Annotated in this window: 13 protein-coding genes and 1 pseudogene; 10 read left to right on the top strand and 4 right to left on the bottom strand. The window is 36.5% G+C overall.

The features are described 5' to 3' along the window. Positions 1 to 11: 11 nt before the first annotated feature. From ACP3T3_RS09755 to ACP3T3_RS09725, 7 genes are all read left to right on the top strand, one after another. Positions 12 to 347 (top strand): hypothetical protein, encoded by a 336-nt coding sequence (locus ACP3T3_RS09755; protein ID WP_426479682.1) that lies wholly within the window; start codon positions 12 to 14, stop codon positions 345 to 347. 15 nt (positions 348 to 362) lie between these two features. Then, positions 363 to 929 (top strand): elongation factor P, encoded by a 567-nt coding sequence (gene efp / locus ACP3T3_RS09750; protein WP_076596574.1) that lies wholly within the window; start codon positions 363 to 365, stop codon positions 927 to 929. Positions 930 to 996: 67 nt separating this feature from the next. After that, positions 997 to 1899, top strand: a complete 903-nt coding sequence (locus ACP3T3_RS09745) for a UDP-3-O-(3-hydroxymyristoyl)glucosamine N-acyltransferase (protein ID WP_426479681.1) — start codon at positions 997 to 999, stop codon at positions 1897 to 1899. 90 nt (positions 1900 to 1989) lie between these two features. After that, positions 1990 to 2862: a succinate--CoA ligase subunit alpha gene (gene sucD / locus ACP3T3_RS09740; protein WP_034699171.1), complete on the top strand. Its 873-nt coding sequence runs from the start codon at positions 1990 to 1992 to the stop codon at positions 2860 to 2862. Between the two features lie 16 nt (positions 2863 to 2878). Continuing rightward, positions 2879 to 3550 (top strand): porin family protein, encoded by a 672-nt coding sequence (locus ACP3T3_RS09735; protein ID WP_426479680.1) that lies wholly within the window; start codon positions 2879 to 2881, stop codon positions 3548 to 3550. Positions 3551 to 3648: 98 nt separating this feature from the next. Then, on the top strand, positions 3649 to 4083 hold the full coding sequence (locus tag ACP3T3_RS09730) for a transposase (RefSeq protein ID WP_426476642.1): 435 nt from the start codon (positions 3649 to 3651) through the stop codon (positions 4081 to 4083). A gap of 14 nt (positions 4084 to 4097) precedes the next feature. Next, positions 4098 to 4949, top strand: coding sequence for an IS3 family transposase (locus ACP3T3_RS09725; RefSeq protein ID WP_426477442.1), 852 nt, complete (start codon positions 4098 to 4100; stop codon positions 4947 to 4949). An 88-nt stretch (positions 4950 to 5037) separates the two neighbouring features. Here ACP3T3_RS09725 and ACP3T3_RS09720 read toward each other — a convergent pair whose 3' ends face one another. The 3 genes from ACP3T3_RS09720 to ACP3T3_RS09710 all read right to left on the bottom strand — a co-directional run bounded on the left by ACP3T3_RS09720 (position 5038) and on the right by ACP3T3_RS09710 (position 7723). Next, a complete protein-coding gene (locus ACP3T3_RS09720; protein ID WP_426479679.1) occupies positions 5038 to 6348 on the bottom strand; it encodes an ABC transporter permease in 1311 nt (436 codons plus the stop codon). A gap of 4 nt (positions 6349 to 6352) precedes the next feature. Continuing rightward, a complete protein-coding gene (locus tag ACP3T3_RS09715) occupies positions 6353 to 7264 on the bottom strand; it encodes an ABC transporter ATP-binding protein (RefSeq protein WP_426479678.1) in 912 nt (303 codons plus the stop codon). 108 nt (positions 7265 to 7372) lie between these two features. Then, a complete protein-coding gene (locus ACP3T3_RS09710) occupies positions 7373 to 7723 on the bottom strand; it encodes a T9SS type A sorting domain-containing protein (RefSeq protein WP_047434475.1) in 351 nt (116 codons plus the stop codon). Positions 7724 to 7841: 118 nt separating this feature from the next. Between ACP3T3_RS09710 and hemB the strand changes: the two genes are divergently transcribed. Next, complete coding sequence (gene hemB / locus ACP3T3_RS09705) at positions 7842 to 8831, top strand: porphobilinogen synthase (protein WP_426479677.1); 990 nt, start codon at positions 7842 to 7844, stop codon at positions 8829 to 8831. Positions 8832 to 8911: 80 nt separating this feature from the next. Here the strand turns inward: hemB and ACP3T3_RS09700 are convergent, their stop codons facing one another. Continuing rightward, entirely contained in the window at positions 8912 to 9205 is a 294-nt protein-coding gene (locus ACP3T3_RS09700; RefSeq protein WP_426479676.1) for a TM2 domain-containing protein, read from the bottom strand. 152 nt (positions 9206 to 9357) lie between these two features. On the opposite strand from ACP3T3_RS09700, the pseudogene lptB reads away from it, so the two are divergent. Both lptB and ACP3T3_RS09690 read left to right on the top strand, forming a co-directional pair. Continuing rightward, positions 9358 to 10083 (top strand): annotated as a pseudogene (gene lptB, locus ACP3T3_RS09695) (LPS export ABC transporter ATP-binding protein); the annotation flags it as partial. 509 nt (positions 10084 to 10592) lie between these two features. Beyond that, positions 10593 to 12320 (top strand): ABC transporter ATP-binding protein, encoded by a 1728-nt coding sequence (locus tag ACP3T3_RS09690; RefSeq protein WP_426479961.1) that lies wholly within the window; start codon positions 10593 to 10595, stop codon positions 12318 to 12320. Positions 12321 to 12323 lie beyond the last annotated feature (3 nt).

The raw sequence follows: 12323 nt of genomic DNA, 5'->3' as shown, positions 1-12323 counted from the left end.
ACTATCAGGCAATGAAAAGTTTAATTATACTTACTGCGCTTTCTGCAACATCTTTTGTGTTTGGACAGCAAACAGAAAAGTCTGAAATAGTAAAAAAAGAAAAGCCTTTTACCATAGAAAGAAAGCTTTCTCAGGAATCTAATGATAGTATTGCAAAGAATAATTTAAATGGTATTCTGAAACAGAAAAATACAGGAAGTTCAATTTTTGGAACAACTGATCAGTATAAATCTGATGTTCAGATGAATGTAAACAGGTTGAATAACAATGTGAATACGTTCAATAATAATACATTTAACAGAATGATGCCACAGGGGCAGGGGATACAGTTTAACAAAAGAAAATAAATATTTACAAAATTAATGGCAACAAGTAACGATATCAGAAAAGGTCTTTGCATCGAGTATAGCAATGATATTTTTAAAGTAATCGAGTTCCTTCACGTAAAACCAGGAAAAGGACCTGCTTTCGTAAGAACAAAATTAAAGTCAGTAACTAACGGTAAAGTAATTGATAATACTTTCTCTGCTGGGCACAAAATTGATGAAGTAAAAGTAATCACCAGAAAGTTCCAGTATCTGTATGATGATGAGAACGGATTCCACTTTATGAATAATGATGACTTTTCTCAATTATACATCAATAAAGAAATGATCGAAAACTCTCAGTTTATGAAAGCTGGTGAAGAAGTGACCATCATTTTGAAAGAAGCTGATGAAACTCCACTTTCTGCGGAACTTCCACAGTCAGTATATCTGGATGTTATTGAAGCTGATCCGGGGGTAAAAGGAAACACAGCAACCAATGCTCTTAAAAACGCAATCGTTGAAACAGGAGCAAGAGTAATGGTTCCTTTGTTCATTGAACCGGGAGACAGAATTAAAGTAAGCACTGAAGACGGCAGCTACTTAGAAAGAGTAAAAGAATAAATAAAATTTACATAAATTCGGTTTGCATAAGCACTCCGAATTTTGTTTTATAAGAAAATCTATTGTTATGAGATTCCATTCTCCGCAAAAGCTTAAAACGATTGCAGATTTAATAGGCTCAGCATTTGTAGGGCCGGAAGATTTCGAAGTATTGGGAACCAATGAAATTCACATGGTAAAACCAGGTGATATCGTTTTTGTGAACCACCCTAAATATTATGACAAAGCATTACACTCTGCTGCCACTATTATTTTAATTGATAAAGAAGTAGAGTGTCCGGAAGGTAAAGCGCTTTTGGTTTCTGATGATCCTTTCAGAGACTTTAATAAAATCAATACTCATTTTACCAGAATCTATAATTTCACAGAAGAACTTCATGATGTTGAAATTGGAGAAGGAACAAGAATCCATTCTTCTGCCGTGATCGGAAACAATGTGAAGATCGGAAAAAATACCCTTATCTTTCCTAATGTAGTGATTGGTGACCGTACGGAAATAGGAGATAATGTCATTATCCAGTCTAATACAGTTTTAGGAGGTGATGCATTTTATTACAGAAAATTAAACGGAAACTTTGACCGTCTCATTTCTGTAGGAAATGTTATCATCGGAAACAATGTAGAGATCGGAAACGGATGTACCATTGATCGGGGAGTTACAGACTCTACCATCATTGGAGAAGGCTCTGTTTTGGATAACCAGATTCAGATCGGACATGATACCGTTATCGGTAAAAATTGTCTGATAGCATCTCAGGTAGGAATTGCAGGATGCTGTATCATCGGAGATGAGGTGACCTTATGGGGCCAGGTTGGTATCGCTTCCGGTAATAAAATAGAAAGCGGATCTGTAATTTTAGGAAAAACAGGCGTGAACAGAGATCTTGAAAAAGGAACCTATATCGGGATGTTTGCAGAAGATTTCAAAACTTATCTGAAAAAAGAGGTAAAACTGAGAAATCTCAAATAAACAATTCCAAAGGTTTTATCCAAAATCAAAGAAATTTGAGTAAATTTGTGAGCATTAATAAAATAATAAATAAATTAAAACAACAATAAAATGTCAATTTTAGTAAACAAAGATTCTAAAGTAATTGTACAAGGATTTACAGGGAACGAAGGAACTTTCCACGCTGGCCAGATGATTGAATACGGAACCAATGTAGTAGGTGGTGTTACTCCGGGAAAAGGAGGTAGCGAGCACTTAGGAAAGCCGGTATTTAACACTGTAGCTGATGCTGTTTCAAAAGCAGGAGCAAACGTAAGTATCATTTTCGTACCACCGGCATTCGCAGCAGATGCTATCATGGAAGCTGCTGAAGCAGGTATCAAAGTAATCGTATGTATTACTGAAGGTATTCCTGTAGCTGATATGGTAAAAGTAAAATCTTATATTGCTGACAGAGACTGCAGATTAATCGGACCAAACTGCCCTGGAATCATTACTTCTGAAGAAGCTAAAATTGGTATTATGCCAGGTTTCGTTTTCAAAAAAGGTAAAGTAGGTATCGTTTCAAAATCAGGTACCCTTACTTATGAAGCTGCTGACCAGGTAGTAAGAGCAGGTTACGGTATTTCTACTGCTATCGGTATCGGTGGTGACCCAATCATCGGAACAACTACAAGAGAAGCATTAGAGCTATTCATCAACGATCCTGAAACTGAAGCAGTGGTAATGATCGGTGAAATTGGTGGTGGTCTTGAAGCTGAAGCGGCAAGATGGTACAAAGCTAGCGGATCTACTAAACCGGTTGTAGGATTCATCGCCGGACAAACAGCTCCAAAAGGAAGAACTATGGGGCACGCAGGTGCTATCGTAGGAGGTGCTGAAGATACAGCTCAGGCAAAGATGGAAATCATGAGAGAAAACGGTATCAACGTTGTAGATTCTCCTGCTGATATCGGTGCTACAGTAGCAAAAATTCTAGGATAATACAAAACCAAAATATATGAAAAAACTTTTATTAGCCTCAGCATTGACTCTTTCTGCTTTATCTTTTGCACAAGTGCAGTGGGGAAGCACAAGATTTGGTGTTACAGGCGGCCTAAACTACTCCAGAGTATCCAATGCCCATAATCCTTCGGGCCCAAGATACACTTTTCAAGCTGGAGCATTGGCATTGATTCCCGTAGGTAAGGCAAACCAGTTTTTTATTCAACCTGAGGTTGAGTACTATGGTGCAGGAGAAACAGGAAAAGATAAAGATGCTAAAGGGGTAAGCGGTTATGATGCAGTATATGCTAATAACTATCTGAGTGTGCCTCTTTATTTCAAAGGATATTTTTCTGAAGCAGAATCAGAATTCTTTGGATTAATAGGACCCAGATTTAACTTTTTGCTAAGTCAAAATGTTAAAGATGTTCCTGTAAGCAGACCTTATTATGATCCGGATGTTACCGATCCCAACCAGCCGGCTGGCGTAAATGGAAAGGCTAAGAGCTTTAACTGGGGACTGGGACTGGGAGTAGGATATAGCTACAAAAGACAACTTGAAGTAGCTTTAAAATACGACTTAGGTCTTGGTGATACTTACCCTGGTCTTGCAAAAGAAACCAAGGGTACTGATAAGAAAAAGTCAGAACAGGTAATTGCCCTTACTTTAAGCTATATATTCAAATAGAATATTTCAAAATAAAAATCCCGGAAACTTAGTTTTCGGGGTTTTTATTTGTAATAATGTCCCGTCCTGAAATAGCGATACACAAAAAAACAATCGTTATGGAAGAAAACTTAGAAACGCGCTATGTCAAGCGTACCCAGAAAGATTACAGTTTGAATTTGAAACTTCAAATTGTAAGAGAAATAGAAACGGGAAAATCAGGAATTACAGACAGTCGGAAAAAATATGGTATACAAGCACGCTCAACAATTGTTAGTTGGTTGAGAAAATATGGTACCTTTGATTGGGAATACCAAACACCATTTACCATGAAAAAGACTCCTGAACAGCGTATCATGGAATTAGAGGCAGAAGTTAAAGTGCTTGAAAAACAGAAAGCATTTTTAGAGAAACAGGCTTACATTGCTGATAAAAAAGCTATATTTTTTGATATGATGATAAATCTTGCTGAGAAAGAATATGATATTGATATCAGAAAAAACTCATCACCCGAACAATCACCAACTTCCGCAGTGAAGAAAAAGAAACCATAGTTTTTACCTGCGAATTGTTCGGGTTGGATAGACAAGTCTATTACAGAAGTATCCGAGGATATAAACGCTCACAAAGCAAAGCATTAAAAGTAATAACCCTCGTAGAAGATATCCGCATAAAAATGCCAAAATTAGGAGGTCGAAAGCTATATTTTATTTTGAGGGAACCTTTAAGATCTCTGAAAATAGGAAGGGATAAGTTCTTTGATATTTTGAGAGCTAATCATTTATTGATCACATCAAAGAGAAGCTATCATATCACAACCAATTCTCATCATAGATTCAGAAAACATAAAAATCTGATTTTGGAGTACTGTATCAACAAACCCAACCAGGTGTGGGTAGCAGATATTACCTATATTGGAAACAGGAAAAAACCGAGTTACTTAAGTCTGATAACTGATGCTTATTCTAAGAAAATTGTAGGTCACTATGTTGCAGATAATCTCAATACGGAAAGTAGCCTGATGGCATTGAAAAAGGCATTAAAGAACAATAAAACTGATAAAGAATCATTGATTCATCACTCTGACAGGGGATTGCAATATTGCTCAAATGAGTATCAGAAAATATTGATAAAGCATAAGATAAAATGCAGTATGACACAGAACTCTGATCCTTATGAAAATGCTATTGCAGAGAGAGTAAATGGTATTTTAAAACAGGAATTCGATATTGATAAATATGATATTGAGACTTCAATGAGAAGAAAAATTGTGGAGCAATCCATTAGCATCTATAATGAGTTCAGACCACATTTTTCAAATCATTATTTAACACCAAATCAAATGCATGAACAGTCCAAATTAAAAATGAAAACTTATAAAACAAAAAACCAAAGCAAAAGTAAATTTACTCTGGTTTAATTATTTATTTTTATCCTTTAATTTGTATCATTATTTCAGGACTAGTCATAAACAGGCTAAATCTGTCATCTTACAGCCTTTACATTTATTATCCTTTAATCCACTTCCAAAGCTCTTTTAAAGTCGCTTTATTCCCATACATCAGAATACCCACACGATAAATTTTTCCGGCCAGGAAGATCATAAAAACCGTCGTTCCCAACAACAATACAATAGACAACGCAATTTGCCATGCAGGAACTCCAAACGGAATCCTGGCAATCATAGCAACGGGTGATGTAAATGGAATAATTGAGAGCCAGAAACCTAACGGTCCGTCAGGATTATTCATCAGGCTGAAGCTTCCATACATTCCTAATGTTAATGGTAAAATCGCAAATAAAGTAAATTGTTGCGTCTCTGTTTCGTTATCCACTGCAGAACCGATTGCTGCATAAATAGAACTATAAAAGATATATCCTAAAAGAAAGAAAACAATGAATACAAAGATAATTAATGGAAAATTGAGTTCCAGCAGACTGTGAGAAATCTGGGTAGCAAGCTGTCCTATATCAAGCTTATTGGCAAGCTCTTCATTCCCTCCCGGAATATTTTTCTGAAGAGGAGAGAAGCCTGTATTTAATACCAGCGCACCAATCACAGACATGGTAATCCAGATCAGAAACTGGGTCAGGGCAACCATTGTTACCCCCAGGATCTTACCCATCATCAGCTCAAAAGGCTTAACAGAGGAAATAATGATTTCCACCACACGATTGTTCTTTTCTTCAAGCACACTTCTCATGACCCTTACGCCATAAATAATAATAAACATAAAGGTAACATACATCAGAACCATACTCAATCCGGACTTAACGCCAAAGGCAAGATCAGAATCCTCCTTATTGTTATCTGTAACATTAATGGTTTTTAATGTAAAGTTTTTATCCAGATCATTTAACTGAGTTTCCTGGATGCCCAGTTGCTTTATTTTTTCTTTTCTGACAACATTGCTGATATCAGAGACGATTCTCTGCTTCGTATCAAATCCTATTTTGCTGTTAATGACCAATCTGGCGTCCTTTTCAAGCTCGTCAAAATTCTGATTTTTGAGCGCAGGAAGAATCAGGATGCCATCCAGAGATTCATTTCCTTTTAAATTATTAATCTTGGATTTTTCGTCGGCAGCGGAAACAAAAACATAATTTAATTTGTCATTGGATTTCAGTTCGTTTGTAAAAAGTCCGCTCTTATCAACCACTTCTATGATACTGTGTGACTCATTCGCCTTAAACATTAACCCGATCACAGCTCCAAAAGCAATGACCATAATGGGAGCGAGCAGAGTCAGTATGATAAAAGATTTTTTCTTAACCTGCGTAAGAAATTCTCTCTTGGTAATTAAAAAAATATTATTCATAAAATTAAGGATGGTTACTTACAGCATTAATAAACACTTCATTCATACTGGGAATTCTTTCGTCAAATGATCTCACTTTACCTACATGTACCAGGTCCAGAAGAACATTATTCTGGCTTTCCTCATTTTTCAGATCAAAAGAAATAAGATTATTCTCATTGGATAAATTGAAGATTTCATACTTGTTTTTGAAATTCTCAAACTGATCGCTGCTGACTTCAGAAAGAGTAACTCCAAAAATGTTTTTCTTGAATTTCTCTCTCACGTCAAAAACCCTTCCGTCAATAATTTTCTTGGAATTGTTGATCAAGGCAACATAATCGCACATTTCCTCCACACTTTCCATTCTGTGGGTGGAAAGAATGATGGTAGTTCCGTTATTTTTAAGATCAATGATCTGATCTTTAATTAAATTGGCGTTTACCGGGTCAAAACCTGAAAATGGCTCATCAAGAATCAAAAGATGCGGCCTGTGAAGAACAGTAACTACAAACTGGATTTTTTGTGCCATTCCCTTAGAAAGTTCAGAAAGTTTCTTCTTCCACCATTGATCGATATTCAGCTTTTCAAACCATTTTTTGGCTTCACTCAAAGCATCACTTTTGGTCATTCCTTTCAGTTCCCCGAAATACAGGATCTGGTCACCCACAGTCATATTTTTATACAATCCTCTTTCTTCGGGCATATAGCCGATGTCTCTAATATGATTGGGATTCAGTTTTTCTCCATTGATAAAGATATCGCCTGAGTCTGCCTGGGTAATTTGGTTAATAATACGGATAAACGAAGTTTTTCCGGCTCCGTTGGGACCTAAAAGGCCGTAAATACTGCCTTTTGGAACATGGATGCTAAAATCATCCAGGGCGACCTTTTTTCCGGCATTATAGGTCTTTTTAATATGTTCAGCTTTTAGCATTAAAATGGTTCTTTTTACTATTAGTATTAAAAAGTCCCGAAAGTTACGGAAATATTAAAACAGAATTAATGTAAAAGAAAAAATCCTGATGATTATCAGGATTTTAATTTATTGTTTCACGATTTGAGTAACTTTCTGTGTGTTGTCACTTAAAATATAGCGAATCATATATTTTCCGGGCTTCAGTTTTTCAATATTGATCTCTCCGGAATTCATATTCACTGTATAATTAGCAACCTGCATACCCAAAATTGAATAAAAAGTCACGCTTTTGATCCTTAAAGAAGAATCTTTTGCCTTAATAATAAGGAAATCCTTTGCAGGATTCGGATAGGCAAGCAATACGCCATCATCCGCCTTTTGAGTGATGGAACCCGGCTCTCTAAGCTGAGCTTTTAAATTGTTGGAAAATCCAACAAAAGTGCCTGCAAATAGAAATAAAAGTAAAAGTTTTTTCATCAAATTTATAATTTCTCGAATATATGTAACAAATGTAATATATTCTACAATCCCATACAATAGTTTTTTGTAGAACTTATATTAAATTTGTAGAAACTTATTCAAAAAGTATTCCAAAATGATACATTCAAGAAATAGAAGACTTAGAGTTAATGAATCTATCAGAAGTCTGGTAAGAGAAAATGTGCTTACAACTGATGATTTTGTAATGCCGATCTTCGTAATGGAGGGCGAAAACAAGCAGGAAGCAATCCCGTCTATGCCGGGAATTTTTAGGCGGAGTATAGATTTAACCGTGAAGGAATGTAAGGAATTATTTTCTTTGGGAGTAAAAGCTGTCAATCTGTACATGAAAGTGTCAGAACATCTGAAAGACAATACAGGAAAAGAAGCCTGGAACAAAGACGGATTAATGCAGAATACCATCAAAGCAATCAAAGACGCCGTTCCGGGAATGATTGTTATGCCGGATGTAGCCTTAGATCCTTATTCAATCTACGGACACGACGGAATCATTGAAAACGGAAAGGTTTTGAATGATGCTACCAATGATGCACTGGCAAGAATGTCAGTATCTCATGCTGAAGCAGGAGCAGATCTTGTGGCTCCAAGTGATATGATGGACGGAAGAGTAATGGTTATTCGTGAAGCGCTGGAAGAAAGCGGTTTTACAGACGTAGGAATTGTAAGCTATGCTGCCAAATATGCAAGCTCTTTTTATGGGCCTTTCAGAAGCGCTTTAGACAGTGCCCCGAAAGATGACATGGAAATTCCGAAAGATAAAAAAACATATCAGATGGATTTCCACAATACACGTGAAGCATTGAATGAAGTATTTAAAGATATTGAAGAAGGAGCAGATGTGATCATGATCAAACCGGGACTTCCTTATCTGGATATTGTTTCCAAAGTACGTGAAGCCATTGATCTTCCGATTGCAGTATACAATGTAAGCGGAGAGTATGCAATGGTAAAAGCCGCTGCTCAGAATGGATGGCTGGATAATGACAAAACAATCATTGAAAGCTTAACATGTTTCAAAAGAGCAGGCGCAGATATGATCTTTACTTATTTTGCAAAAGAAGCTGCTATTCTTTTAAATAAATAATGATTAAATTCATCCAAATAAAAAAGAGACTACTCAACAGGTAGTCTCTTTTTTATTTCTAATGAGTTCGTAATAAATTCTTATAACCAGCCCTTCTTCCCATACACATAGGTATCATCAAATTGCTTGTCACTCATGAAGAGATATAAAATACCTTCAATAAAAGGGATAACAGAAGCTGCTCCTAAAGTGACAATATTCAGAACCAGCTGAATGATTCCCTCCTTTATATAGCCCAGGTAAAATTTATTTAAAGCCAGCCATCCCACAAGAATTCCCAACAGAGCGGCAGGAATTTTCTTTTCCGAACGGTAAGGAACATTGTTTTGCTGGTTTTGTACATTTTCTGTTTTTGTGTAACCGTAATTTTCCATTTCTTAATGATTGTAATTGATTGTGATGTTTTACGATAAGTAGCTTAAAATGATGAAAAGTTACAGTGATTTGGAAGTGTATAAGTTTACATTTAAATAACAAGTTGATATTAACATATAAGTGAAGTTTATATTTTTGATATATTTGCCCTATGATTTTACGAGGAGAAAACTTAATCAAGGAATACGGTCCTAAAAAAGTTGTAAAAGGCGTTTCTGTACAGGTTCAACAGGGAGAAATTGTTGGTTTGCTGGGTCCTAACGGAGCAGGAAAAACCACATCGTTTTATATGATCGTTGGGTTGGTTAAGCCTACTTCAGGAAAAATTTTCCTGGATAAACAGGAGATTACTACTGATGCGATGTACCGAAGAGCTCAAAAGGGAATCGGATACCTGGCACAGGAAGCTTCTGTTTTCAGAAAACTTTCCGTAGAGGAAAACATTATGGGAGTATTGCAGCTGACCAAGCTTTCAAAACGTGAACAGCAGATCAAATGTGATGAACTGATCGAAGAGTTTTCTTTACAGCACGTTCGTAAAAACAGAGGAGATCTTCTTTCCGGAGGAGAAAGACGTAGAACCGAAATTGCACGCTGTCTTGCTACAAGCCCGAATTTTATTCTTCTGGATGAGCCTTTTGCCGGGGTAGACCCGATTGCCGTAGAAGATATCCAGAAAATTGTAAGAAGTTTGGTGGATAAAAATATCGGAATCCTGATTACTGACCACAACGTACAGCAAACTCTTGCCATTACCAATAAAACCTATATCATGTTTGAAGGAAAGATTCTGAAAGAAGGACTTCCGGAAGATCTGGCGAATGATCCACAGGTAAGAGAAGCTTATCTGGGTGAAAACTTCGTGTATCAAAGTATTTTAGATAAACCTAAAAAGAAAAAATACGCTTACAATATCTGGGCAGGTAACTTTGATTCAAAAGCACAGCTGCAGGGATTTGTAGATGAAAATTTTAAACAATTTGATGACCTGAGACTGATGTATGGTTTTGAAGATATCAGCTTTGCTTCGTTAGCAAATTCTGAAATTGAGCATATCTTTAATGATGTAGTAGATAAAAATGCCAACAACTCATTTGTTTTCCAGAAAAAGGAAATTAATTCCCAATATCCTCTGGAACAGGCTGAAGCAGAATCTAAAGAGGCCGGCAGAAAAGAACTGCATTACCTTACGACTTATCTGTTTGAGGGATAAAATTATAAAGCATTTACTTGCTGAACATGATAATAAAACGTACCTTTTTCTTTTGAAAGCGGTACGTTTTTTATTTAAAATGACTTCTATCTATGGCTAAACCTTTTAACAGAACTGTAACCTTATTCGGAATTTATAAGCAGCTTGTCCCATTCATCAGACCTTACCGACCAATGATTTACGGGACCTTGTTTCTCACCTTTCTCGGAGCTCTTGCTGCACAGGTAAACCCAATTGTTTTAAAATATACAGTGGATGAGGTTACCAAACTCACCCATCTTCCGCATCCTATGTCAGAGGGAATTCATATTCTCATTGTCATATCTGTAATTTTACTGGGAAAAGAACTCTTAAATATCTTTATCAACTTTGGGCAGAAATTTTATGGCGAAAAAATCAGGATCAATGTCAGCTCGGTGTTGGCACAATCAGCTATTGATAAAATTTTAACATACAGGGTTGCTTATTTTAACGATGAAAACCATGAGTCCGGAAAATTACAGATCAGGATTGACCGTGGAATAGAAAGTCTGACAAGACTGGTTCAAAATTTTTTTATTGATATTCTGCCTCTTTTTTCCAATGCCATCATCGCACTGATCATTATGTACATGCAGAATGTATATGTAGGACTTGTCTCTACGATCATTGTTCCGATTTATTTTTATATCAGTTCCCTGCAGGCAAAAAAACTGAATGGAGTTCGCCGCCAGCTTAGGAATCAGAGAGAAAAAAAAACCTCCGGACTTTTGAATCTGATCAATTCCATTATGGTCATTAAAAGTTTTGTCCGGGAAAAATTTGAAGGAAAAAAACAATATGATCTTCAGATGGAGTTGATGGAAAGCCAGATGATCACAAGAAGAACCAATTTTATTTATGATGGTTTAAAAACGTTTATAGAACAGTTCGGAGTCGTTTTAATCATTCTTTTGACCGTTTATCTTGTGCTTGACCAGCAGATGACAATCGGTGCCATCATGCTTCATATCATGCTTTTCAATAATGTCTCAGCACCCATCCGCCAGCTGCACAGAATTTATGATGATATGAATGATGCCATGATCTATGCTGAAGGCTATTTTGATATTCTGAATGCAGATAACGAAACCGAGTCGAACGGAGATTTTGTGGAAAAAGAAATCAAAGGAACCTTTGAATTAAAAAATGTTGATTTTACGTATCCCAACGGTACAAAAGCTTTACATGATGTTTCCATGAAAATTGAAAACGGAAAAACGACAGCTTTGGTAGGATTAAGCGGTGCCGGAAAGTCAACAGTCATCAATCTTTTGTGTAAATTTTACCTTCCGGATTCCGGAGAAATTCTTCTGGATGGAGTGGATCTTAATGAATTTGACAATACTTTTCTGAGAAGTGATCTGGGGCTGGTACTTCAGAGAAATCATATCTTTCAGGGAAGTATTGAAGATAATATCCGGTATGGAGATATGAATGCAGGTTTTGAAGAAATTGAAGAAGCCGCAAAAAAAGCGTATCTGCACGACCAGATTGTAGATCTCCCCGACCAATATCAGCATGATGCTACCCAGCTTTCCGGAGGCCAGCAGCAGAGAATTGCCATTGCAAGATTATTCCTTAAAAATCCGCCGATTATCTTTCTGGATGAACCTACAGCCAGTCTGGACGCCATTGCTACAGAACAGATCAAGAATTCTCTGGATGCCATAAAAGAAGGAAGAACTGTTGTCATCATTTCCCATTCGCTGTCACAGATTCTGGATTCCAATATCATTTATGTGATGAAAAAAGGAAGAGTAGTAGAAAATGGAACCCATGATGAATTGTACAGTAAAGAAGGTACTTACCGTGAGATCTTTGATGCTTCAGCCCGAAGTTTAAATCTCGATAAGCTGGTGAATACTTATAAAGAAAACTAAATA

Source organism: Chryseobacterium sp. CBSDS_008 (assembly GCF_049959325.1).
GTDB lineage: Bacteria > Bacteroidota > Bacteroidia > Flavobacteriales > Weeksellaceae > Chryseobacterium.
Note: the sequence above shows the minus strand (reverse complement) of the source record. Positions and strands in the feature narration are given on the sequence as shown.